Origin of the sequence: Streptomyces bikiniensis (assembly GCF_000716625.1) — a bacterium.
Taxonomy (GTDB): Bacteria; Actinomycetota; Actinomycetes; order Streptomycetales; family Streptomycetaceae; genus Streptomyces; species Streptomyces bikiniensis.
Map to the genome: position 1 here is coordinate 1 of NZ_JNXJ01000046.1, position 23,062 is coordinate 23,062.

The 23,062-nt window shown below is 73.2% G+C and carries 25 protein-coding genes and 1 pseudogene; 16 read left to right on the top strand and 10 right to left on the bottom strand.

Going from position 1 to position 23,062, the window contains the following annotated elements; translation table 11 throughout:
• From OO47_RS27845 to OO47_RS27860, 5 genes and pseudogenes are all read left to right on the top strand, one after another.
• A pseudogene (locus tag OO47_RS27845) lies at positions 1-510 on the top strand (hypothetical protein); the annotation flags it as partial.
• 374 nt (positions 511-884) lie between these two features.
• A complete protein-coding gene (locus OO47_RS37005) occupies positions 885-1,106 on the top strand; it encodes a hypothetical protein (protein ID WP_158708706.1) in 222 nt (73 codons plus the stop codon).
• 39 nt (positions 1,107-1,145) lie between these two features.
• Positions 1,146-1,475 carry a hypothetical protein gene (locus OO47_RS27850; RefSeq protein ID WP_030220863.1) on the top strand — a complete coding sequence of 110 codons (330 nt, stop codon included), beginning with the start codon at positions 1,146-1,148 and terminating at the stop codon, positions 1,473-1,475.
• Between the two features lie 78 nt (positions 1,476-1,553).
• The gene (locus tag OO47_RS27855) at positions 1,554-2,276 is read left to right on the top strand and encodes an ABC transporter ATP-binding protein (protein WP_051716300.1); all 723 of its coding nucleotides are present in this window, start codon (positions 1,554-1,556) and stop codon (positions 2,274-2,276) included.
• The gene (locus OO47_RS27860) at positions 2,273-4,858 is read left to right on the top strand and encodes an ABC transporter permease (protein ID WP_033210539.1); all 2,586 of its coding nucleotides are present in this window, start codon (positions 2,273-2,275) and stop codon (positions 4,856-4,858) included. Before OO47_RS27855 ends, OO47_RS27860 begins: the two co-directional genes overlap by 4 nt.
• An 8-nt stretch (positions 4,859-4,866) precedes the next feature.
• Here the strand turns inward: OO47_RS27860 and OO47_RS34170 are convergent, their stop codons facing one another.
• From OO47_RS34170 to OO47_RS27875, 4 genes are all read right to left on the bottom strand, one after another.
• Positions 4,867-5,127 (bottom strand): hypothetical protein, encoded by a 261-nt coding sequence (locus tag OO47_RS34170; RefSeq protein WP_030220869.1) that lies wholly within the window; start codon positions 5,125-5,127, stop codon positions 4,867-4,869.
• Between the two features lie 309 nt (positions 5,128-5,436).
• Positions 5,437-6,126, bottom strand: coding sequence for a TniQ family protein (locus tag OO47_RS38835; protein ID WP_078489957.1), 690 nt, complete (start codon positions 6,124-6,126; stop codon positions 5,437-5,439).
• Positions 6,126-7,028: a TniB family NTP-binding protein gene (locus tag OO47_RS33615; RefSeq protein WP_158708707.1), complete on the bottom strand. Its 903-nt coding sequence runs from the start codon at positions 7,026-7,028 to the stop codon at positions 6,126-6,128. Before OO47_RS33615 ends, OO47_RS38835 begins: the two co-directional genes overlap by 1 nt.
• Before the next feature lie 417 nt (positions 7,029-7,445).
• Positions 7,446-8,225 carry an NAD(P)H-dependent oxidoreductase gene (locus tag OO47_RS27875; protein WP_030220878.1) on the bottom strand — a complete coding sequence of 260 codons (780 nt, stop codon included), beginning with the start codon at positions 8,223-8,225 and terminating at the stop codon, positions 7,446-7,448.
• 153 nt (positions 8,226-8,378) lie between these two features.
• Here OO47_RS27875 and OO47_RS27880 point away from each other — a divergent pair, with 153 nt between their 5' ends.
• The 4 genes from OO47_RS27880 to OO47_RS27890 all read left to right on the top strand — a co-directional run bounded on the left by OO47_RS27880 (position 8,379) and on the right by OO47_RS27890 (position 11,371).
• Positions 8,379-9,230: a helix-turn-helix transcriptional regulator gene (locus tag OO47_RS27880; protein WP_030220880.1), complete on the top strand. Its 852-nt coding sequence runs from the start codon at positions 8,379-8,381 to the stop codon at positions 9,228-9,230.
• A 158-nt stretch (positions 9,231-9,388) separates the two neighbouring features.
• Positions 9,389-10,012, top strand: coding sequence for a histidine phosphatase family protein (locus OO47_RS27885; protein WP_030220882.1), 624 nt, complete (start codon positions 9,389-9,391; stop codon positions 10,010-10,012).
• An 81-nt stretch (positions 10,013-10,093) separates the two neighbouring features.
• Positions 10,094-10,234 (top strand): hypothetical protein, encoded by a 141-nt coding sequence (locus OO47_RS37010; RefSeq protein WP_158708708.1) that lies wholly within the window; start codon positions 10,094-10,096, stop codon positions 10,232-10,234.
• A 234-nt stretch (positions 10,235-10,468) separates the two neighbouring features.
• A complete protein-coding gene (locus OO47_RS27890; protein ID WP_030220884.1) occupies positions 10,469-11,371 on the top strand; it encodes an endonuclease/exonuclease/phosphatase family protein in 903 nt (300 codons plus the stop codon).
• On the opposite strand, the gene OO47_RS27895 is transcribed toward OO47_RS27890, so the two are convergent.
• Entirely contained in the window at positions 11,368-11,940 is a 573-nt protein-coding gene (locus OO47_RS27895; protein ID WP_051716305.1) for an HAD domain-containing protein, read from the bottom strand. The genes OO47_RS27890 and OO47_RS27895 overlap by 4 nt on opposite strands.
• An 84-nt stretch (positions 11,941-12,024) precedes the next feature.
• Between OO47_RS27895 and OO47_RS27900 the strand changes: the two genes are divergently transcribed.
• The 4 genes from OO47_RS27900 to OO47_RS27915 all read left to right on the top strand — a co-directional run bounded on the left by OO47_RS27900 (position 12,025) and on the right by OO47_RS27915 (position 14,922).
• The gene (locus OO47_RS27900; RefSeq protein WP_030220892.1) at positions 12,025-12,420 is read left to right on the top strand and encodes a helix-turn-helix transcriptional regulator; all 396 of its coding nucleotides are present in this window, start codon (positions 12,025-12,027) and stop codon (positions 12,418-12,420) included.
• Positions 12,421-12,585: 165 nt separating this feature from the next.
• Positions 12,586-13,002 (top strand): VOC family protein, encoded by a 417-nt coding sequence (locus OO47_RS27905; RefSeq protein WP_030220894.1) that lies wholly within the window; start codon positions 12,586-12,588, stop codon positions 13,000-13,002.
• A gap of 72 nt (positions 13,003-13,074) precedes the next feature.
• The gene (locus OO47_RS27910; RefSeq protein WP_030220895.1) at positions 13,075-13,794 is read left to right on the top strand and encodes a DUF5710 domain-containing protein; all 720 of its coding nucleotides are present in this window, start codon (positions 13,075-13,077) and stop codon (positions 13,792-13,794) included.
• A gap of 102 nt (positions 13,795-13,896) precedes the next feature.
• Positions 13,897-14,922 carry a helix-turn-helix transcriptional regulator gene (locus OO47_RS27915; protein WP_051716302.1) on the top strand — a complete coding sequence of 342 codons (1,026 nt, stop codon included), beginning with the start codon at positions 13,897-13,899 and terminating at the stop codon, positions 14,920-14,922.
• On the opposite strand, the gene OO47_RS27920 is transcribed toward OO47_RS27915, so the two are convergent.
• Genes OO47_RS27920 through OO47_RS27930 form a run of 3 tightly spaced genes read right to left on the bottom strand, consistent with a single transcriptional unit; the run spans position 14,834 to position 18,508 of the window.
• Entirely contained in the window at positions 14,834-16,840 is a 2,007-nt protein-coding gene (locus tag OO47_RS27920) for a HelD family protein (RefSeq protein WP_030220901.1), read from the bottom strand. The genes OO47_RS27915 and OO47_RS27920 overlap by 89 nt on opposite strands.
• A gap of 40 nt (positions 16,841-16,880) precedes the next feature.
• Positions 16,881-17,609: a TetR/AcrR family transcriptional regulator gene (locus OO47_RS27925; RefSeq protein WP_051716303.1), complete on the bottom strand. Its 729-nt coding sequence runs from the start codon at positions 17,607-17,609 to the stop codon at positions 16,881-16,883.
• The gene (locus OO47_RS27930) at positions 17,606-18,508 is read right to left on the bottom strand and encodes a TetR/AcrR family transcriptional regulator (RefSeq protein WP_078489959.1); all 903 of its coding nucleotides are present in this window, start codon (positions 18,506-18,508) and stop codon (positions 17,606-17,608) included. Before OO47_RS27930 ends, OO47_RS27925 begins: the two co-directional genes overlap by 4 nt.
• Before the next feature lie 239 nt (positions 18,509-18,747).
• Between OO47_RS27930 and OO47_RS27935 the strand changes: the two genes are divergently transcribed.
• Both OO47_RS27935 and OO47_RS27940 read left to right on the top strand, forming a co-directional pair.
• Complete coding sequence (locus OO47_RS27935) at positions 18,748-19,728, top strand: daunorubicin resistance protein DrrA family ABC transporter ATP-binding protein (RefSeq protein WP_030220910.1); 981 nt, start codon at positions 18,748-18,750, stop codon at positions 19,726-19,728.
• The gene (locus OO47_RS27940; RefSeq protein WP_030220914.1) at positions 19,721-20,476 is read left to right on the top strand and encodes an ABC transporter permease; all 756 of its coding nucleotides are present in this window, start codon (positions 19,721-19,723) and stop codon (positions 20,474-20,476) included. The genes OO47_RS27935 and OO47_RS27940 overlap by 8 nt, the downstream gene beginning before the upstream one ends.
• Positions 20,477-20,513: 37 nt before the next feature.
• On the opposite strand, the gene OO47_RS27945 is transcribed toward OO47_RS27940, so the two are convergent.
• Positions 20,514-21,758 carry a GNAT family N-acetyltransferase gene (locus OO47_RS27945; RefSeq protein WP_030220918.1) on the bottom strand — a complete coding sequence of 415 codons (1,245 nt, stop codon included), beginning with the start codon at positions 21,756-21,758 and terminating at the stop codon, positions 20,514-20,516.
• Between the two features lie 142 nt (positions 21,759-21,900).
• Positions 21,901-22,500 carry an RsiG family protein gene (locus OO47_RS27950; RefSeq protein ID WP_033210544.1) on the bottom strand — a complete coding sequence of 200 codons (600 nt, stop codon included), beginning with the start codon at positions 22,498-22,500 and terminating at the stop codon, positions 21,901-21,903.
• 129 nt (positions 22,501-22,629) lie between these two features.
• Between OO47_RS27950 and dtd the strand changes: the two genes are divergently transcribed.
• Positions 22,630-23,055, top strand: coding sequence for a D-aminoacyl-tRNA deacylase (gene dtd, locus OO47_RS27955; RefSeq protein ID WP_030220924.1), 426 nt, complete (start codon positions 22,630-22,632; stop codon positions 23,053-23,055).
• Positions 23,056-23,062 lie beyond the last annotated feature (7 nt).

Genomic DNA, 23,062 nt, shown 5'->3' on the forward strand with positions numbered 1-23,062 from the left:
ACGAGATACGCGCAGATCTCCACCTCGGCCTGCTTCAACTCGCCTGCAGCATCATCTGCTTGCGACGCCTACGAACCTCATTCTGAAACGATCAGTAAGAGCAGAGCTCTCGAACTGGACGAGGCGGAGCGGGCCCGTGTGTGGGCGGCGAAGGCGTGGAACGCTCTGAGGGCGCTGGACTCCTACGCGCAGGCAGCCCGGGAAGGGTTCAACGGTGGCTTCTACCAGCACTGCACATCGGACCGTCCGGGGGCGGTGAACTGGCCGCACAAGCAACTGGCCACCGTCGAGTCCGACACGACGATGAACAGGTGGGGCGCGGAGAGGATCTTCCCTGTCCCCCTGGAGGTGGATTCCTCCGGGCGCAAGGAAATGCAGGCCCACCTGAAACTCGACTCCAAGGGGAGCACCTCACCGAGGATCTACTTCCTGGACGACACGAAGGGCGCCACCGGACAGGTGATCGTTGGTTATGTCGGCCCCCATCTGACCAACACGAAGACCAACTGACACGAAGCAGGGGCTCCAGCCCGCCGGTGACCGAGTACCGGTCACCGGCGGAAGCCCATGACACCCCCGTACACGCCTACAGAGCGAAGAGTTCCGGTCCGTCACATCGCATGCGCACACCGGAATGCACGACGTCTCCGACCCATAGTGCAGCTGATTACCGGCGCGTAGAACCGAACGGCTAGGTGCCCCCGTTGCGCTTTCCGGTCACCTCCTGCCACTGCAAGGGCGATAATGTTCCCGCGGAACGGCACCCTCCCCCGTACGGCTACGCGCATCGCACGATCGAGCACCCCGCCAGCGTCTACTGCGATAAGACCGGCTCTCCTACGACTCAGAGCACGCCTCAGCCACGGCGGCCGTTTCCTGACCCCATGGAGATCAGCCATCTCCGTACGCGTCCGGTCATCGCTTTCGCAACTTCACAACAGGACCGCATCCCGCGCGCGGTCACTTCGAGCCGTTCCGGACGATTGGTCAAGACCTATATCAACTACCGTCGCTTCCGGACCAGTCGAATCGCTGGTCCTTCGACTGGCGCGAATCACGGTTCTGTCCGTGCCGAGTGGACGGTTGTGTTCTTCCTGCACCACTGAAGATCGGTTCTGACCCAGATCCCAGAGGGGGAACATCTCGTGTTACGTGGCAACTTCGGCCGCAAGGTGGCGGCGCTCGGTATCGGCGCCGCCGCACTCACCAGCCTCGTGGCCGCCGCGCCGGCCCAGGCCGCGGCCACCGGTGCGAACGCGGTGTACGCGGACTGTGCCGTGGGCAGTTACGGCAAGAACAGCGACGGCGTGTGGATCTCCTGCGGCGACGTCGTGGGCGGCGAGGCCCGTGGCCGCGCCGACTGCGCCGCGGCTCCGGACATCTACACGTCCTGGGTCACCGGCTGGAAGTACTCGCAAAACGGTTTCTGCCTGTTCAAGATGCGCGGCGCCATCATGGAGACCCGCGCGTTCTGACCGGCGGTGACATCGGTGGACACCGCGGAGTGATCCGCGGAGCGACGACGAGATCGTAAGAGAGGTTGTTCCCGGAAGATGCGCACCGCGGTTTCCACCACACCTGGAGCCGGAGGACCGGATGAACCGGTCCTCCGGCTCGAAGGCGTCCACAAGGTCTACGGCACGGGCGAGACACGGCACGTGGCCCTGGACGGAGTCACGGTCGACTTCCACGCGGCGCGGCTCACCGCGCTGGTCGGCCACAGCGGGTCGGGCAAGTCCACGCTGCTGAACATCTCCGGCGGCCTGGAGCAGGCCACCTCCGGGACGATCACCCTGGCCGGACACGTGCTGACGAAGATGGGACCGGCCGAGCTGACCCGCACCCGGGCGAGCCTGGTCTCCTACGTGTTCCAGGAGTACAACCTGATCCGCACCATGACGGTGCTGGAGAACGTGTGCTTACCCCTGGAGTTGTCCGGAATGGCGCGGGCCGAAGCCCGTCGCCGCGCGGCGACAGCGCTGGAGAGGACGGGAGTCCCCCGGCACACCCGCAAGTTCCCCGACCAGCTCTCCGGCGGTGAGCAGCAGCGCGTGGCCATCGCTCGCGCGATCGCCGACCAGCGCCCGCTGGTCCTGGCCGACGAGCCCACCGGGGCACTGGACTCCGCCAACGGTGAGCGCGTCGTCGAGCTCCTGCGCGAGGTCACGGCGGGCGGAGTGGCCTGTGTGATCGCGACGCACAATCCCGAGGTCACCGCGGCGGCCGACCACATCGTCCGTATCCAGGACGGCCGCGTCGTGGAGGGTGGCGCGTGAACCGCAACCGCCGCCTCGCCTGGATCCTCGGATGGCGTCTCGCGAGCCGCAGCCGCCTGCGCACGCTGCTGGTCTGTCTCACCATCGCGCTGCCCGTCGCGGCCGGCACAGGGGTCGCGGCCGTGACCGCGACGGCCCGCGTCTCGATGCCGGAGGCCGAGGCAGCGGCGTTCGGATCGGCTGACGGACGCCTCACCGCCCTGTCCGGCGAGCGGAGCGCGGACGCGACCGCCCCCGCACGGCTCGCCGAACAGCTCAAGCCCTCGCTCCCCGGCGACACGCGTCTCGCCTACGACATCGACGTCCTCGGGCTCACCATCCGGGGACCGGAGGGACGGCAGAGCACCGTCGACGGAAGGGCGGTCAACCTGGCCGATCCCCTGACCGACGGTCTCTACCGCGTCGACCAGGGGGCCCCGTCCGCTCAGGACGGCACGATCGTGCTGTCGGCCGTCCTGGCGGACGCGGTCGGGATCACCAAGACCGGCCAGAGCGTCTCCATCGGCAGCGGGCAGTTCACCGTGTCGGCCCTGGTCGCCGACCGGTTCGACCTCGGACACCGGTTGTTCGCCCTCCCTCCGGGCGGGCCGAAGGCGACCGCGGCATTGGCCTCGGCGAAGGACCTGGGCAGCCCCAGGTGGTTCGTCACTTGGCCTCCGCAGGCGGACCTGCCCACCGTGTCCGGGAAACTGAAGGGCGCCGGGTACGCGTACGTATCCAGCAGCCAGGCCGCCGCGATCTCCGGGCAGGGCGACGCCATGGACTCCACCGCCCTGCTCGTCGGGCTCGGCCTGCTGGCCGAGACCGTCCTGCTGGTGACCGCCGCCTTCGCCGTCGTCGTACGCAGCCAGCGCCGGCACATGGGGCTGCTCGCGGCCCTCGGCGCCCCCGCAAAGGTGACGGCCTCGTTCCTCCGTACGCACGCGCTGTGCGTGGCCATGATCGGCTCCTTGGCAGGCATCGCCGCGGGGCAGCTCGTCGCACGCGTGGCCGCGCCGGTTCTGGCCGAGCGCGCGGGCGCGGACTGGGGGCCGGTGGACGGCGCGTGGGCCACCTCGCTGGTACTCGCCGCTGTCGCTGTGGCCGTCACGGTCCTCGCCTCCATGCTGCCGTCGCGCGCGGCCCTGCGCGAGGATCCCACCGCCCTGCTCAAGGCGGTCCCTCCGGTCCACAGCACCCGGCAGCTCCGCCTGCGGACCGCCGCCGCCGGGACTCTGGTGACCGCGACCGTCGCCGGTCTCGCCGCTGTCGTGATCAACGCCGGGGCGCTGACAGCGGTCCTGGGGGTCATCGTGTTCGCGGCCGGCATCACGGCGACCGCCCTGGTATTGTCCTCCCTCGCCGCCCGGAAGGCAGACACCTCGTATCTGCCGTTGCCGGCCGTGTTCCGGTCGGCCATGCGCTCCCTGCTGGCCTTCCCCGTCCGCGCGATCACGACGGTGATCGCACTCGGCGTGGTCGCCGCCGTGTCCACCACGGTTCTCATCGCCTCCGCCTCGGTGGCCCACAAACAGCGCGAGGACTACCTGCCGGAACTGCCCGACACCTCGGCCCTGATCATCTCCTCCCGGCCACTGACCACGACCGAGCGGGGAGCCCTGCGCAGTTCCACCGGGGCCTCCGAGGTGTCCACCGGCTACCAGCGGGCCGCGATCGCGCGCGACGGCAAACAACTCCCCGTCTCGCCTCGTACCGATTTCCTCGACTGCATCGACGACCGGGGCCTGTTGAAGTACGGCAACAACGACTGGCAGCCCTGCTACCTGGCCTCCAAGTCCCACATCCCCTTCCCCGCGGTCGGCATCGCCGACACCGAGGGCGCCGAGGCCCTGGCCGGCACAATGACCGACGAGCAGCGACAGCGCTACGAGAGCGGCCAGGCCGCCGTGGCCGTCACACCCGTGGGCCTGACGAACGAGGTCTCGCTCGTGGCCATGGGACGCAAGCCGGATGGCTTCGTCCTGGAGAACACCGCGACCCTCCCCCTCATCCACCCCAGCACCGCCCGTAAGACCGAGTACCAGCAACTGCCCGCCGTCCTCGTCAGCCAGGCAGGGGCCCGGACGTCGAGCATCATCCCCGTCGGCTCCGCGACATACCTGCTCAACGCCGACAGTAAGCCCGCACAGCAGGACGTCCTGCGGGCCCTCCCGGTGGACGCGCAGGCGGACTCGACCGTCACCGTGGAGTCCGGTCCCTCGGTCGTCGGTGCGGTGGCACGGCTCCAGCCCGCCGTGGCCGCGATCTCCGTCCTGACCACGATGCTCATCGTCGCCGCCATGGTCAGCCTCTGGACCTCGGATCTCAGAAGGGAGTACCAGATGCTCGGTGCCGTGGGGGCCACCGCCTGGTGGCGGCGGCGCCTGGCCTCCTCCATGTCCGGCCTGCTTATCGTCATCAGCTGCGTCACCGGCACCCTGTGGGGCATCGCCGCCTCGATTGCCTTCCTGACCGGCATGGACACCGACATCGCCGTTCCCGCCGGGTGGCTGGCCGTCACCGTGATCACCGCCGTGATCACCGCGGCGGTCATGGGAGGAGCCCTCGTTCCTCGTCACGCTCGCGCACAACGGCAGGCGTGAGCACCGGTTCAGGATGCGAGCGGGTCGGCTCTGGTCAGGCGTCTGAAGCCCTTGCTTTCGATTCGTTGTCCCATCCGCTGGAACGCGCCACGGTCCCGGCGTGAGGTCAGGAGGATGGCTTGGAGCGGGTAGGAGGTCCCGCTGGGGCGGCGGAACTGGTAACTCATCGAGAAGTTGGGTTCCTTGGCTCCGTCGATGATCGGCGCCATCACCTCGTGGGTCTCGTTCTCGTCAGCGGCCGACATCAGCCGTGCGGCGATGCCCAGCACCGCGCCCGCGACAGCGGGATCCGCCGGCGGGTCGCTGTCGCGGGCGCGAGGCTTGGCGCCGTCGGCCTGCCTCGGCCTCGGCCCGGGACTTGGCGAATTCGGCGTGCCGTTGCTCTGCCTCCCTGTCGACCAGCGCGGCCAGAGCCTCCGCGTCGGCGAACTCCCTGGCGCGGGGCCACGTCATGAAGATCAACGCGCTCACAGCGCGGAGATCGACAAAGTACTGGGCCGCAGGAATCAGCCAGCCGAAACTGCCCACTTCCCTCGGGCCATCAGGATCCAAGAGCCCGTCGAAGTAGTGCTGAAGCCTCAGCAGCGCGGCGACCGTAGAGGGCGCGTGGGGACGCCGGTCCGCCTCACCGCCAGCCATGCTGCCCCGCAGACCGCTCGTGTGCCGGGGAGGGTGGCTCGGCACCGGGCAGGGTGGAGCCCGGCCTCGGAGGCTCGGGAGATCAGGCTGCCGCCCCGGGCGATGTTGGTGTCCTGACCGCAGCGAAGACAGCCGTACAGCAGCGGGCGTTGATTCCGGAGGCACGCGAAGACGGGAGGCGGTCTCCAGGACCGGCGCCAAGGCCCACCGTGGCGCTGTTCGATCTCGGTTCCGTCGCCGGAGAGACATCGCGGGCAGTACCGGGCCGCCTTGGTGAGAATCCAGCGGTTGTTGTGGGTCATTCTCGTGGGCGTACGGAATTCGGCCAGCAGACGTGCGTTCAGCGGACCGTAGCGCTCGCCCAGCGAAGCGGTCAGCAGCCCCCGGGCCTCGTCGTGCGTGAGGCGAGTCGCGTGAGCGAACGCACCGAGCTGCTGTTCGTCCAGGTCGTGCAGAAGGCGAACGGGAATGCCGTTTCGACCGCGTCCCTGAACGACGAGCCCTGTCCGGACGGCGATCTCCAAGGGTGCGGCGCCGAACTGGTGCGCGAGCCGGAGAAGGTAGCCGTGGATCGATTCGTCTTCCAGCGGGTCGAGGCTCCGGGGCAGAGGACGTAGTCGGCCTGTCATCAGGCATCGGCGGCGGGGCGGCCGCCCTGGTCGTCAAAGACGGTGTTCCGGCCGCGCCTGCGGCGCTTGGGCGTGGCTCCTCCTCCCCCGTCCTTCAGCACGGGGACCTCACCGGCACCCGGGTCCCGCCCGGGGACGTTACCGAGATCGATGGGGATCTCCTGGAGCAGGTCGATGGTCAGGTTCTCCTGGCCGTTCTCCATGGCCTTGGTGCAGCCGTCCTCGATGAGGCGTTTCAGCAGTCCGACGATCCCCTCGGTGCGGCGGAACAGGTATTCGGGCATCGTGCCGTCGGTGAGCATGCCCGGCGCCGCGCGGAAGAGCCGTCGCTGGTCCTCGATTCCGGCGAGGTGGTTGACCCAGGCGGCGATGCCGACGGGAGTGTCGTAGTGGAACGGGTCGAGGTTGATCATGTCGAAGCGACGTTCGGTCCGGTTGGCCGCCTCGTCGTTGTGGCTTCTGCCACGTTTGACGGGCGACAGCACCGTCTGGCCGGTGCGCGGGTCGTGACGACCTTCCCGCAGCGGCCCGGAGCCGGGGATGTTGACGCCGATGAGGACGAGCGTGACGTTCAGGCTCATCAGGTCCCGGATGAGATCGAGGGTGTCCTGGTCGTCTTCCCGGTGCATCTTCAGCCGGGTGACGTCGTCGAGCAGCAGCGCTGTGGTGCAGTGCGCGTGCAGGGACTCGCGGACGTTGCGGATCAGCCCGCGCAGGGTCTTGGCGTGTGGGGCTCTGCAGAAGTCCAGAATCGCCTCGCACAGTCCCTTCGGCATGGCCTTGACCGGCGTCTGGTAGTAGGCCACCGGCAGGAAGAGATCCCAGGTGCCGGGGATCGCGTTCGGGTGAGCTGGTGGTGCAGGTCGCGCCAGAAGTCCTCGAACTCGGCGGCCGTCTCGCAAGCCGTCTCCGTCTTTCCCTGATGTCCGCCACCGTTGATCATCAGTCCGTCGCGAGTGCCGGGTGTCTGCTTCAGCGCGTTGTTCTGGATTCTGGCCCGCATCGGCGCGGTGACCTGCGCACTCATCGGGCTTTCCTGCATCCGCAGGTTCACAAGGGTCGCCGCCCGGTGCAGGTCGTGCAGCCCGCGCTTGCGCGGACTCATAGCCCGGTACTGGTCCGGCGTCATTCTCGGGGCCGGGATGAAAGCTCCTCGTACTTCGGTACCGGTGACAACAAGACCGCAAACGATCTCCATGTGACAAGAATCCCGCACTTCCAGTGACAACAATCCCGCTCACGCCATCGCGGCGGTCGCTGTCGGGACACCTCCCAGGTGACAACCATCGCGCTCAGTCACAGGAGCCCGTCGTCGGTGGTCAGCCGCGCACGTGCAGCCCGAAACCCGTGCGGCCCGCGGGTTCCAGGCCCTCCTTCAGGTGCAGCGAGGGGAGTTCGTAGTCGCCGGAGTTCTGCCGCCGGAACGGGATCGGCTCGGTCGACTCCAGGGTGAGCAGGCGCTGCTCCCAGGCCTTGGCGATGTCCGGGTAGTCCTCGGCGGTCACCCGGTCGGCGCCGTACAGCACGAACGGGGGCAGCACCTCGATGCCCGGGTAGTGGAGGATGCCGTGCTGGATCGGGAAGAGCAGGTCGTCGACGGGGCCGTTGATCCCGCGAGCGGCGTAGTGCGACTCCGGGCCGCCGACGGTCACCGACAGCAGGGCCCTCCGGCCCGCGAGGGTGCCCTCGCCGAAGCGCTCGCCGTACTTGGTGTCGCTGTGCTCGCCGACGCCGTAGGCGAAGCGGTGGGTGAACACCCGGTCCACCCAGCCCTTGAGGATCGCGGGCATCGTGTACCACCACAGCGGGAACTGGAAGACGATCGCGTCGGCCCACAGCAGCTTCTCCTGCTCGGCGAGGACGTCCGCGGTGAGCGTCCCGGACCCGAAGGCCCGGCCCGAGTCCCGGGCCACCCTCAGCGGGCGCGAGGCCTCGGGGCCGTAGTCCGCGGCGTCCACGACCGCCTTCCAGTTCATCGCGTACAGGTCGCTCACCCGCACCTCGTGCCCGGCGTCCGACAGCGTGGACACCGCGAGGTCCTTCAGCGAGCCGTTGAGCGACTGCGGCTCCGGGTGGGCGTGGACGATCAGCGTCTTCACGGGGACTCCTTCGGATCGGGTGCCTCCGATCCTGGGCGCCGCGCCGCCCGGTGTTCAGGGGCGCCCCGTCCCTCGGACGGGACTTCCCGGTACGGAACTTCCTGGTAACGGCAGGGCCACCCTCACGGGTGCGGCCGAGGACATACTGGGCTCATGGACGATCTCGCGGGCTTCCTGCGGACCCGGCGCTCCCGGGTCGACCCGGCGACCGCCGGCATCCCCACGGACAGCCGCCGCCGGGTCGAAGGGCTGCGCCGCGAAGAGGTCGCGCACCTGTCCGGAGTCAGCGTCGACTACTACGTGCGCCTGGAACAGGGCCGCGCGACCCAGCCCTCCGAGCAGGTCCTCGACGCCCTCGCCCGCGTCCTCGGCCTGGACGAGACCGAACGCGGGCACCTCCACCGGCTCGCCCGGCAGCCCCGCCGCCGCCGCGCGAAGGCACCGGGCGGACGGGTCCGGCCGGAGCTGCTGCGCGTCCTCGACCTGGTCCCCGGCGCACCCGCGCTGATCATGAACCACCGCCTGGACGTACTCGCCGGGAACCGCCTCGCCGGGCTCCTCTACGGCCTGCCCGTGCCCGGCCTGAACACCGCCCGGCACCTCTTCCTGGAGGAGGCCGAGCGCGGCCTGTACGCGGACTGGGAGACCTGCACCCTCGACGTGGTCGGGCACCTGCGCCTGGCCGCCGGCAAGTACCCCGGGGATCCCCGCCTGGCCTCGCTCGTCGGCGAGCTGGCGATGGGCAGCGAACGCTTCCGCCGCCTCTGGGCCCGCGCCGACGTGCGCGCCCGCACCCACGGGCGCAAGGCCTACCGGCACCCCCTGGTCGGACTGCTCGAACTGCACCAGGAGAACTTCGCGCTGCCGAACGAACCGGGCATCGAGCTCCTGGTGCTGTCCGCGGCCCCCGGCAGCCCCACCGAGGACGGACTGCGCCTGCTCGCCGGCCTGGACGCCGACAGCGGTGACGCGCGTCCCGCGGAGAACGCCCGGATCCACGAGTGACGTGACGACGCCCCCACCGTGGGCACCGCACGCCGGGACCTCGCTCCGCCCGCAGTCGTACGGGACGGAACAGGGGCGCGGATGGCGGAACCGTACGGGAGGGTCCGGCGTCCCTCGTCGGCGTACGAGACCGCCGATCACCGACGGAGACCCCGGACATGACAAACACGGCCGCGCGCTACCTCTACCTCGTCCGGCACGGCGAGGCGTCGGCGGACGGGGCCGCCCTGACCGGGAACGGGCGGCGCCAGGCCGTCCTGCTCGGTGAACGGCTCCGGAGCGCCCCGCTGTCGGTGATCCACCACGGGCCGCTGCCCCGGGCCGAGGAGACCGCCCGGCTGATCGGCGCGCAGCTCGACAGCGTACCGCTGCGGCGGTCGGACGCGGCCGGCGACTACGTACCCCACCTGCCCGCGAAGGAGGAGCTGCCGGCGGACTCGGCCGACGCCCTGCTCGCCTTCCTCGCCGGGGCCCCGGAGGAGGAGCGCGAGCGCGGTCCGGTGCTGGCCCGGGAGGCGATCGCGGAGTTCACGGGACCGGTCGACGGCGAGCACCCCCGCCACGAGCTGGTCGTCACGCACAACTTCCTCATCGGCTGGCTGGTCCGGGCCGCCCTCGACGCGCCCGAGTGGCGCTGGATGGGGCTCAACCACGGCAACGCGGCCCTGACGGTCCTCCGGTACGCGCCCGGCAGGCCGTCCTCCGTCCTGCTCCACAACGACATGCGGCACCTGCCCGCGGAACTGCGCTGGACCGGCTTCCCGCCCGAGTTCCACATCTGACCGCGGGACAAAAACCCTACGGCTGCGCGGCTTTCCTTCTTCCTGTACTCGTGCGGACCGACGGAGAGGGAGGCGGCAACCGTGAAGCTCGCCGAGGCGGACGAGGTGCTGAACGCCCCGGAGTCGCTGATCCGGCGGACCGACCGGACCGACCGGGAGGTCGACCTGCTGGACCGAACGGACCCGCGGGCCGGCGGTTTTCCGGCCACACCTGGCGCGTGAGGAGCAACGCAGGGGTTCGACTCCCCGAGGAACGGCGCAGCTCAGCACCGCGTACAGGTGACGGTGCACAGCGCACGGCACATCACCATGTGCAGATCAGAGGCGGCGGGGCAGGGAGCGGGGGCAGTGGTGCGGTGGTGGGGAGTCCGGAGGACGGGGTCGGGCCGGAGGGCGGGTTCGGGCCGGAAGGCGGGTCCGGGCCGGAGGGCGGGGTCGGGTCGGAGGACCAGGCGGGTGCTCGGCGGGTTCGCGGTGGCGACCGCCGGGCTGCTGCTGTTCCACCGGGCCGTGCCCGGTTCCCCCGGGAGCCTGCTGGAGTCCTTCCTGCCCTGGCTCGGCCTGGTGGTCGTGGTGCTCCTCGGGCTCGCGCTGCTGCGCCGTTCCGGTGTCGCGCCGGCCGCGCTCGTCCTGCCGGCGGCGGCCTGGGCGTACGCGTTCGGCGGGCTGCTCCTGCCCGGCGAGGGGGCGGAGAGCGGTGCGTACGGTCTGGTCGTCGTGCAGCACAACGTGAGCGACGAGAACCCCGACCCGGCCGGCACCGCCCGCGCGCTCGCCGCCGCCGGGCCCGATCTCGTCGCCCTGGAGGAGCTGGTGCCCCCGGCCCTGTCCGCCTACGGGAGGACGCTCGCGCCGGAGTACCCGTACCACGCCGTCCACGGCACGGTCGGGCTCTGGTCGAAGCACCCGCTCACGGGCGTGCGCCCGGTCGACATCGAGCCCCGGGGGATCACCGGGCCCTGGGACCGCGGGCTGCGGGCCGTGGCCCGCACGCCGCGCGGCGACGTCGCGGTGTACGTCGCCCATCTGCCCTCGGTACGGATCGGCGCGGGCGGTCTGGCGTCCTCCCGGCGCGACGAGAGCGCCCGGCGGCTCGGGGACGCCCTCGCCGCCGAGGAGGTACGGACGGTGATCCTGCTCGGCGACCTCAACGGCACCGTCGACGACCGCGGCCTCGACCCGCTGACCTCCCGGCTCGGCGTGGCCGCGCGCGGTCTCGCCCCCAGTTTCCCCGCCGCCTTCCCCGTGGCCCGCATCGACCAGGTCATGGCCCGCTCCGCCTCCGTCGGCCGGATCCGCACCCTGCCCGCCACCGGCAGCGACCACCTGCCGGTCCTCGCCCGGGTCGCCCTGCCCTAGGGCGTGTCCACCCACTCCGCCAGGGCCTCGAAGTCCGCGTCCGCGAGGCCGTCGCGGGGGTCGACGCGCCGGAGGAGGGCCCGGCCCGGGTGGTGGGCCGCCACCCAGGCCCGGTCGGCCCCGGTGATCTCGTCGTCCACCCAGGCGAAGGGGCGGCCGGCGGCCAGCGCGACCAGGGGGCGGGTCTTCCAGTGGAGGCCCGTGCGCTCGCGCTCGGCCACGTCCTCGTCGGTCTCGTCCGGCCAGAGCACCACCGGGAGGTCCGGCAGGCCCAGCCAGGGCGCGACGTACGCGTTCGCGTCGTCCATCCATGTCGTCGCCCACACCAGCTCGCATCCCGTCGCCGCCAGGCGCGGCCCGAGCCCGGGGTCGATCCGCGCGAGGAGCGGGTTCATGCCGTCGTCCGGCCGGCCGGTGGGCGGGAGGTACGTCGGGTAGCCCCCGGGATGCCGCGTCGACGGCCCTCCGAAGGGGATGAGAGGGCCGTCGACGTCCAGGAAGAGGAGGGGGGAGGGGGAAGGGTTCCCTCCGGGAGAGGGGGAGGAGTCGTCGCGAGGGTTCGGTCGGATCGGGGACACGTTTCCACCGTACGGGGGGAGGCCACCCCCCTGGCCCCCGCCCCCCCCGGCCCCCCTCCGTGCCATTCTGGAAAGGTGAACCTGGAGGACCTGGCGCGGCTGCGGCGCGCACGCGACACGATCGACCGTGACTACGCGTCGCCGTTGGACGTCCCGGCCCTGGCGAAGGTGGCCCTGATGTCGACCGGGCACTTCGCGCGGAGCTTCCGCGCCGCCTTCGGGGAGACGCCGTACAGCTATCTGATGACCCGCCGCGTCGAGCGGGCCAAGGCCCTGCTGCGGCGGGGCGACCTGAGCGTGACCGAGGTCTGCTTCGAGGTGGGGTGCACCTCGCTCGGGTCGTTCAGCTCGCGCTTCACCGAGCTGGTCGGGGAGACGCCGAGCGCGTACCGGGCCCGGGACCACCAGGAGGGCGCCGCGGTCCCCGCCTGCGTCGCCAAGGTCCTCACCCGGCCCCTCAGGAACGGGTGAGGGGCCGGGATTCCCTCGGCATTCCTCGGCGTTCCTCGGCATTCCTCGACATCCCTGGACGTTTCCCGACGTTCCCTCGACGTTCCTCGGCGTTGCTCGACAAGCGTCCCGAACGGTCAGGATCGGAGAAGCGGAGTCCCCCGCCCCCGCCGTAGCGTCGAAGCCATGGACATCACCCTCTCCCAGTGCTTCATCGCCGTCGACGACCACGACAAGGCGCTCGCCTTCTACCGCGACGCCCTCGGCCTCGACGTCCGCAACGACGTCGGTTTCGAGGGGATGCGCTGGGTGACCCTCGGGTCGCCCGCGCAGCCCGGCGTGGAGATCGTCCTCGAACCGCCGCTCGCCGACCCGGGCGCCTCCCCCGCCGACCGGCAGGCCGCCGCCGAACTGCTCGCCAAGGGCCTGCTGCGCGGCGTCATCTTCTCCACCGACGACGTGGACGCCACCTTCGAACGGATCCGGGAGTCCGGCGCCGAGGTCCTCCAGGAGCCGTTCGACCAGCCGTACGGCGTCCGCGACTGCGCCTTCCGCGACCCGGCCGGGAACATGATCCGCTTCGCCCGCCGCCGTACCGGCTGACCCCCGCCCCCGTACCCCGGCCGTGGCAGCATGGCCGGGGTACGGGGGGTGAGGACCGACGGGAGGGCGGGCATGGCGGTCGAGCGGGTCTGGCTGGACGTTCCGTACGCCGAGAAGGACGAGGCGAAGCGCGGCGGCGCCCGCTGGGACCCGGCGGCCAGGCGGTGGTACGCGCCCCGGCCGGGGATGACCGCGCTCGCCCGGTGGACCGCCGCCGCCGCCGACGTGCCCGAGCTGCTGCCCGGGGAGGACCGGAGCCTCGGCAGCGGTCTGTTCGTCGATCTCGTGCCCCGGACCTGCTGGTTCACCAACGTGCGGTCGTGCGTCGCCCCCGCCGACTGGGAGCGGCTGCGCCGGATGATCACCCGCCGGGCCGGGCTGCGCTGCGAGGCCTGCGGGGCGGGCGAGGACCGCGAGGCCCGGCGGTGGCTGGAGGCGCACGAGCGCTGGACCTTCGACGAGGCCGCCCGCGTCCAGACCCTCAAGCGGCTCATCTGCCTGTGCACCGACTGCCACACCGTCACGCACTTCGGCCTCGCGCAGGTGCGCGGCCTCCAGGACCGGGCCCTCGCCCATCTGCGGAAGGTCACCGGGATGAACGAGGCACGGGCGCGCGAGCACGTGGAGATCGCCTTCGAGGTCTGGGACCACCGCTCCCGCCACGACTGGGAGTTGGACCTCGGCATCCTCACCGGCGCGGGCGTCACCCTCGCCGCCCCGCCGAACGCCGACGCGCGCGCCCGGGTCGCGGTGGAGACGCTGAACCGGTCGTCGAAGCGGCCGGGCGCCTGACCGACCGGGTGCCGAGCCGGCCGGGTACTCGACCGACCGGGCGCCGCCCCTGCCGGACGCCGGACCGTCCGAGCACCCCGCCGCCCCGGTGACAATGGCCGCATGAGAGCCGACCGACTCGTCGCCGCCCTGCTCTTCCTCCAGACCCGGCCCCCCGGGACCCGGGTCACCGCCGCCGAACTCGCCGCCGAACTGGGCGTGTCGGAGCGGACGGCCCGCCGGGACCTCGAAGCGCTCGCGAGCGCCGGCGTCCCGGTCTACTCGCAGCCCGGCCAGGGCGGCGGCTGGGCGCTGGTCGGCGGCGCCCGCACCGATCTCACCGGCCTGACGGCCCCGGAGATCCGCGCCCTCTTCCTCCTGACCGGGCCGGACTCCGCCGCCGCGAACGCGAACCCTCGCGTCCGCACCGCCCTGCGCAAGCTCGTGCGGGCCCTCCCCGCGCCCCTCCGGGAGGGCGCCGAGGCCGCCGCCCGCGCCGGGGTCGCCGACGGCACGGACTGGACGGGCGCGGAGACGGAGGAGGTCCGGCTGGCCCCGCTCCAGCGGGCGGTGGTGGAGGGGCGCGAGCTGCGGATCGGCTACGCCCGCCCCGGCCGGGAGCCGCGGGAGCGGACCGTACAGCCGCTCGGGATCGCCGTGAAGGCCGGCGTCCGCTACCTCGTCGCGGACACCGCGGACGGGCTGCGCACCTTCCGCGTCGGCCGCGTCGCCTCGGTGACCGAGACCGGCGCCCCCGCCGTGCGCCCCGAGGGCTTCGACCTGCCCACCGCCTGGCGCGCGCTCGCCGCCCGCATGGAGGACCGGATGATCGCCGCGACGGTGCGGGGCCGGGCCGCCCCCGGCGCCGAGGGCGTCCTGGAGGGCCTGTTCGACGGGCGGATACGGTACGGGGAACGCGCCCCGGACGGCTGGGCGCCCTTCGAGGCCGACGGCCCCTCCCCCGAGGCGGCCGCCGCCCGGCTCGCCGGACTCGGCGCCCGCGTCGAACTCCTCGACCCGCCGGAGGCCCGTACCGCCCTCGCCCGCATCGGCGCCGAACTCACCGCCCTGTACGGGGAGCCGGAGCCCGCAGGCACTCCGGAAGCTCCCGCGCGTGCACGAGCGTCAGGCGCGACACGGCCCGGGTGAGCGCCACGTACAGCCGGTTCGCGCCGCGCTCCTCGGCCGCCGTGATCGCGGCCGGCTCGACCACCACGACGTGGTCGAACTCCAGGCCCTTGGCGAGGGTGGCGGGCAGGACGGTCACCCGTTCGGACATCCCGCGCACCTCCGCCACCGCCCCCGTCAGGGCGTCGGGGGCGATCACCCCCACCGTGCCCTCCGCCGCGAGCGCGGCCCCCACGGCCTCGCGGGTCCCGGTGAGGAGGTCCGCCGTCCGGTGGACGGTCACCTCGCCGTCCGTGCGCGCCGACCGGCCCGCCGGGACGTCCGCGTCCAGGTGCGGCAGGAGCCGGTTGGCGAGGTCCACGATCGCCGCCGGGACCCGGTGGCCGAGCGTCAGGGGCACCACCCGCGCCTCCGGCCTGCCCAGGTGGGCGAGGTGCGTGCGCCAGTCGCGGGCGGCCCACGGGGTGGTGCCCTGGGCCAGGTCCCCGAGGACGGTGAGCGAGCCGAAGGCGGTGCGGCGGGCGACGGCCCGGCACTGCATGGGCGAGAGGTCCTGGGCCTCGTCCACGACGACGTGGCCGTAGCCCCCGGGGGGCTCGATCAGGCCCGCGAGTTCGTCGAGGAGGACGAGGTCGGCGGCGGTCCAGCGGGCCGTGCGGTACGAGCGCGGGGGCCGCTCCCAGCGGATGGCGTCCCGCTCGGCGGCGGTCAGTTCCGCCGCGCCGCCCGGATCGGCGAGCAGTTCCGCCAGGACCTCCTCCGGGACCGCCTTCGGCCAGCACGCGTCGAGGAACGCCGTCACCGGGCGCGACCGTTCGATCCGGCGCGTCCAGGCCGTTCCCCGGGGCCCCGACCGGCGTTCGGCGCGGGCCCGGAGGTCCCGGACGATCCGGGCGCGGACCCGTGCGCGGCCCGTGGCGTAGGCCGGTTCCTCCTCCCGTACCGCCGTGACGATCCCGGCGAGTTCGGCGGCCGGGAGGCGCCAGTGGTACGCGCCGTCGGGGACGGCCAGGTCGTCCGCCGGGGCCCGGTCGACGCGGGCGTACAGCGCGCGGCGCAGCACCCGCGCCATCCGGGCGTCGTGCTTGACCCGGGCCGCCGCGCCGCCGTCCTCGGCCCGTACGGGGTGGCGGGCGATCTCCTCGTCCAGGGTGGTCTGGCGGACGCCGGTCTCGCCGAGCGCGGGCAGCACCTCCGCGATGTACGCGAGGAAGGTGCGGTGCGGGCCGAGGACGAGGAGGCCGGAGCGGCGGATCCGCCGCGGGTGGGTGTAGAGCAGGTACGCGGCCCGGTGCAGGCCGACGGCGGTCTTGCCGGTGCCGGGCGCGCCCTGCACGCACAGGGAGGCGGCCGGGTCGGAGCGCACGAGGTCGTCCTGGTCGGGCTGGATGGTGGCGGCGATGTCGCGCATGGGGCCGGTCCGGGGGCGTTCGATCTCCCGGGCGAGCAGGGTCCCGGCCCCCTGCCCGGTGCCGTCCGCGAGGTGCTCGTCCTCCAGGGCCGTCAGGTCCTCCGAGGCGCCGGGGCTGTTCGGGGCCCAGCCGAAGCGGCGGCGGCGCAGGACGCCCTGCGGGTCGTGGGCGCCGGCCTGGTAGTAGGCGCGGGAGACGGGGGCGCGCCAGTCGACGACGAGCGGCGGGGCGGCGGGGTCCTCCGCGATCCGGCGGCGGCCGATGTGGTGGGTCTGGCCGTCCTCGCGGTCGAGGCGGCCGAAGAACAGCGGCCCCGGCGGCTGCTCCCCCCTCTCCTTGGCCCGGCTGCGCAGATGGCGGCCGAGGGCCTCGGCGTCGGCGCCGGACGCGGCCGTGTCCTCGCCGGTGACGACCTGTCCGGCCGCGTCCTCGGTCATGCGGGCCAGGGCGGCGCGGCAGGCGTCGTGATGGGAGCGCTCGCGGGCGAGCTCGGATTCCGGGTGTGCGGAGGTGTCCGGTGACGTCATTCCGGCAAGCCTGACGGAAAGCGTTACTGAGTTACATTTTTTACTCAGGAATGAGAGGCTTCGGGCTTCCGTACGGAAGCCCCTCCCGCAGCGTCCCGAACGCCCTCCCCGCCGCCGCCACCGCGTCCTCCGCCACCGCGTCCGCCGTCTCGCCGCCCGCGATCCGGGCCGCGTTGCCGTCCGCGAGGACCCGGAGCACGGCCACGATCTGCGCGGCGGCGAGCCGCGCCACCAGCGGGTCGCCGCCGAGCGCGCCCGCGAGGGAGTCCTCCGCACCGGCCTGGTACGCGTGGAGGCGGGCGAGCAGCGCCGGAGTGCCGTAGAGGAGGCGGTGGTACGCCAGGACCTCGGGCGCGTCGCAGAGTCCGGTGACCGGATCGCGCCGCTCCAGGCCGTCGCGCAGGTGCGCGTACAGGGCGTCGAGCGGGGCCGTGCCGACGGCGCGCCCCGCCTCCACCACGCGGGCCGGCTCGTCCCGGTGGTCCGCGAACCGGTACAGGACCAGGTCCTCCTTGGCGGGGAAGTACCGGAAGAGCGTCGGCTTCGAGACCTCGGCGGCGGCGGCCACCTCCGCGACGGAGACGCCGTCGAACCCGCGCTCCAGGAAGAGGGCGATCGCGGCGTCCGACAGGGCCTGCCGGGTGCGGGCCTTCTTGCGCTCGCGGAGACCGGGGGCCGGCGCGGCGTCCCGGTCGGGCCCCGGGGCCGGTGCGGCGCCCCGGCCGGATCCCGGGGCCGGTGCGGTGCCCCCGCCGGGCTTCCCCGTCACGGCGTGGCCCCCCTGCCCGCCACCAGGACCGCGACCCCGTCCAGGATCCGGTCCAGGCCGAAGCGGAACTCGTCCTCCGGGGCGTCGGCGACGTCCAGGGCGCCCGAGTCGAGGATCCGCGTCACCGCCGGGTACTCCTCCGGGGACGCGAGCCGTCGCAGGGTGCGGGCGTACCGGGCCATGACCTGCTCCGGCGGGTCGTCGCTCGCGGCGACCACGGCGGCGAGGTCGGCCGTCAGGACGGCCTCGTTCTTCACGTAACCGGCCACGAGCAGGGTCACCGAGAGCACGGCGCCCTCGTCCAGGCCCGTCCCCTCCAGGGCGACGAGGGCCTTCTCCCACCAGGCGACCATGTTCGGGGTCGCGGGCGGCCCGGCGACGGGGACCCGCAGCAGCCAGAGGTTGCGGTGGTAGACCTCGCGCATCGCCCAGGCCCAGGCCGCCAGCGCCTCGCGCCAGTCGGCGCCGGGCGGGGGGAGGTGGTCGGGCGGGGCGCCCGTCGCGGCCTCCTGCATGAGGACGTACAGCTCGCTCTTGGCGGAGACGTACCGGTAGAGCGACATGGTCGAGACGCCCAGCTCCTTGGCGACCCGGCCCATGGAGACGGCGTCGAGCCCTTCGGTCGAGGCGAGGGAGACGGCCGCGCCGACGATCCGGTCCAGGGTCAGGCTGGGCCTGGGCCCCTTGGAGGGCCGCTCCCGCACCCCCCAGGACGCCTCGATCGCGGGCGGCAGGAAGGACCCGCCACCGGCCGGGTCGCCCGCGCGGGACCCCGGCCGGCCGCCCGGCTCCCGTGCCGCGCGGGACCCCGGCCGGCCGGCCGGCTCCCGGTCCGCCGCCGGGCCGCCCGTCCCGGCTCCCGCCCGCCCGTCGCCCCGGCCGCTTCCGCCGTCCGCCATGACCTTCCGCCTCCGCACCTCGTACGCCCCGCGGGACGCACACCGCCCGCACCACTCGCGACCCGTACGGCACGTACGGCGCGTACGAGCCCGCGCCCGCCGCCCGCAGGGCCCCGCGTGCTTGACGCCCATCCTAGTAATGCGTAACCCTTACACAGTAACGCGTAAGGCATACGCAGTACTGGCGCGGCACTCCGCCGTGCCTTCCACGAGCCCTCCACGAGCCCAAGGAGCACGTCATGTCTCCGGCCGTCGAAGCCACCGCCCTGTCCAAGAGCCACGGCTCCGTCCGCGTCCTCGACTCCCTCGACCTGCGGGTCGCCGAGGGCACCGTCTTCGCCCTCCTCGGCCCCAACGGCGCCGGGAAGACCACCACCGTCCGCATCCTCGCCACCCTCACCCGGCCCGGCTCCGGCCACGCGCGCGTGGCGGGGCACGACATCGTCACCGAGCGCTCCCGGGTGCGCCGCGCGATCAGCCTCACCGGCCAGTACGCCGCCGTCGACGAGACCCAGACCGGCGCCGAGAACCTGCGGACCGCGGCCCGGCTCTCCGGGCTCCCCCGCCGCGCCGCCGCCCGCCGCGCCGCCGAACTCCTCGAACGCTTCCGCCTCGCCGAGGCCGGCGACCGGCTCGTCAGGACGTACTCGGGCGGCATGCGCCGCCGCCTCGACCTCGCCGCCGGGCTCGTCCGCGACCCCGGCACCACCCGGGTGATGTTCCTCGACGAACCCACCACCGGCCTCGACCCGCGCAGCCGCCAGGAGCTGTGGGACGCGGTCCGGGAACTGTCCGCCGCCGGCACGACCGTCTTCCTCACCACCCAGTACCTGGAGGAGGCCGACCGGCTCGCCGACGACATCACCGTCCTCGGCGCGGGCCGCACCCTCGCGACGGGCACCCCCGCCGCGCTCAAGTCGCGGTACGCGGAACACCGGCTCGACCTCGTCGCCCGGGACCGGGAGGCCCATCTGCGGCTCACGTCCGCCGCGTCCGCCGTCACGACCGGCTCCGTCACGGCCACCCCCGACGCCCTCTCCCTCGGCGTCCCCACCGACGGCAGCGCCGCCCACGTCCGCGCGCTCCTCGACGTCCTCGACCCGGAGCGCCGGGACGTCGACCGCTTCACCCTCCACACGGCCACGCTCGACGACGTCTTCCTCGCCCTCACCGACACCACCGCCCTCCCCGTGAACGACAAGGAGCCCAGCCGTGTCTGACGCCCTCTCCTCCGCGACCGTCCTCGCGGGCCGCGGCATCCGCATCAGCCGCCGCAACCTCGACGCCGTCATCACCTCGATGATGCTGCCGATCATGCTGATGCTGGTCTTCGTCTACTTCTTCGGCGGAGCGATCGACACCGGCACCCGGTACGTGACCTACGTCGTCCCCGGCGTCCTCGTCCTCTGCGCCGGGTTCGGCGCGGCGAGCACCGCCGTCTCCGTCAGCGAGGACATGCGGCTCGGGGTCGTCGACCGCTTCCGCACGCTCGACGTCGGCGGCACGCCGTTCCTCGCCGGGCACGTCGCCGCCACCGTCACCCGCAACGCGCTCTCCACCGCCCTCGTGCTCGGCGCGGCCTTCGCCATCGGCTTCCGCCCGGCCGGGACCGCCGCCGGCTGGCTCGCGGCGATCGGGCTGCTGCTCGCCTGGATCACCGCCGTCTCCTGGCTGTCGGCGGCGCTCGGGCTCGTCACGAGGACGGCGGAGGCGGCCGGGGCCGTCACCTTCTTCATGATGTTCCTGCCGTACCCGAGCAGCGCGTTCGTGCCGATCGAGACCATGCCGAGCTGGCTGCACGGCTTCGCCGAGCACCAGCCGGTGACCCCGCTCATCGAGTCGATGCGCGGCCTGTTGCTCGACCGACCGGCCGGTGACGCGCCGTGGATCGCGCTGGCCTGGTGCGCGGGCCTGCTGACCGTGGCGCTCGCCGCCTCCGGCTGCCTCTTCCGCTTCCGGACCCGCTGAGCCCCCGGACCCGCTGAGCCCCGGAAGGGCACGGCGCTCAGAAGATGTCGGGCGAGAACGGCCGCAGCGGCGTGCGGAACAGCAGCTCGGCGCGGGCCGCCGCCCCGGGCACCGCCTCCTCGACGCGCCCGAGCCGGGCGAGCCGTACCGCCGAGTGGTCGCCGAACGCCAGCGTCCCCAGCTCCGCGACGCCGAGGACGAGGTCGGCGGACGCGTCCGTACGGACGCAGGAGGCGCCCTCCGGCGAGGCGTCGAGGCGGAAGCGCCCGCCCGCGGGGCCGTCCGCGTCCCGCACCTCCAGGACGAGGCCGTCCGCCACCGGGTACGTGCGGCCCTCCAGGAGCCGGGGCACGTCCAGGACCCGCACCCACAGCATGTCCGCGTGGGACACCGTCCTCGCCGCGCGCGGGTCCGGAAGCAGCTCCGGCAGCGGGTCGTCGGGCGCGCGGTAGCCGGAGCGGACCGTGGTCACCCAGTCCAGCGAGCAGAGGTACAGCCACAGGGCGCGCTCGGCGGCCGGGGTGACGGCGATCAGGTCCCGCACGGTCGCGGTGTTCACCGGCTGCTTGGCGTCGTCCCACTTGTCGTCGGTGCGGTACGACACGAACCCCTCGGGCTCGCCGGACTCCGACCGGTACACCGCGTAGTACGGCTCCGTCCACGGGTCGAGCTGGAAGCCGAGGCCGGTGCCCTGGGCCCAGCCGCGCTCGGTCCGGTCGGTGACCCCGGCCCGGACCCCGGCGAGCCGCCGGTGCAGCCCGGGCCCGATCTTGCGGATCTCGTCGCCGTCGGACAGGTCGACGCGGCCGCCGTCCTCGGGGCGGCCCGAGCGGCGCGGGTCGAGCCCGGCCCGCCGCAGGTCCACGCTCCACTCGGTGGTCCAGCTCGCCGGACCGAAGCCGAACCGGCCGTAGATCGGGTACTCGGCGGCGATCAGGGTCGCGAGCGCGTCGCCCCGCTCCTTCGCGACGGCCAGGTCGGCGGCCATCATGTGGCTCAGCAGGCCCTGGCGCCGGTGCGTCGGCGAGACGGTCACCTGGGTGATCGCGTCGGCGGTGAGGCCGCCCCCGCCGACCGTGCTGACCTCCTGCCGGAACGAGCGGAAGGTGGCGACGACCCGGTCCCGGTCGAACGCCCCGAGGGTCCGCGCCAGGTCCACGTGCGGCAGCCGGTCGGCCACGTCCCCGTCGGGCACGTCGGGCGGACGGAGGAAGCCGGTGCGCAGACCCCGCAGCCAGTCGGGGAACTCGGACTCCGTCACCGGACGTATGTCGACAGTCATCCTTCGACCCTACGCAGGCCCCCGACGGACCCGCACCGGATTTTCGGCCGCCCCGGGACCGCCCCGGAAAACCGCCCCGGAAACGCCCCGGGACCGCCCCCGGAAGCAGCCCGGAAACACCCCGGAAGCGGCCCGAAAGGCCTCAGGCCAGCAGGTCGTCGACCTGCGCCTCGCCCTCCCGGTACCGGCGGGCGATCTCCGCCCCGCAGTCGTCGGCCGTCCGCTGGAGCTCCTGCCGGCGCCGGGAGATCTGCTGCTCGTACCCCGCGAGCCGCCCCATCGCCGCGTGCAGCTCGTCGTCCGTACGGGCCGTCAGGTCCGACAGCTCGACCTCGGACAGCATCTCGGCCGCGAGCCGCCGGTACTCCTCCCCGCGCGGCGTCGACAGCGTCACGTGCCGGGCCGACGTGCGGTGCCGCGAGGGCACGTCGGCGAGGATCTCGGAGAGCCGGTCGAGGACCGGGGCCTCCGGGTCGGTCCGGCGCGCCAGCTCGGCCCGCAGGATGTCGATCCGGCCCTGGAGCATCCGCCGCACGTAGCTCAGGTCGGCCTCGTCGCTCTGCGCGTCCCGGCGCAGCGCGCGCAGCTCGGGCAGCCGCAGCGTGCCGAGGTCCGGCTGCGCCCGGTCCGGCAGGGCGGGCTCGGAGGTCCGCTGCGCGGGCGGCCGCGTCACGGAGGAACCGCCGGACCGCGTCAGCGGTACGGGACCGGACGGCGTCGGCCCGGTGCCAGGTGCACTCATGAGTTTCGTCCCCTCGACCGGTGCGGAGCCGCACCGCCTGACACGCATGGTGCCACTCCCACCCGGGCACGTGCAGGCGCTCTGCACCCGTTCGGCCCCTCCCCGATTCGGGTGGGTAGGTTGGGGCGCATGCGAGCAGTGGTGCAGAGGGTCGACGGCGCGAGCGTCGTCGTCGCAGGGGAGACCGTCGGTGAGATCAAGGGCGAGGGGCTGTGCGTCCTGGTCGGGGTGACCCATGACGACACCCCGGAGAAGGCCGCCCGATTGGCCGGAAAACTCTGGTCCGTCCGGGTACTGGACGACGAGAAGTCGTGCTCCGACGTGAACGCGCCGCTGCTCGTGATCTCCCAGTTCACCCTCTACGGAGACGCCCGCAAGGGCCGCCGCCCCACCTGGAACGCGGCCGCGCCGGGACCGGTCGCCGAACCCCTCGTGGACGAGGTGGTGCACCGGCTGCGCGAGCTGGGCGCGCACGTGGAGACGGGCCGCTTCGGAGCGGACATGCGCGTCTCGCTCACGAACCACGGCCCGTTCACCGTACTGATCGAGGTCTGACGGCCCA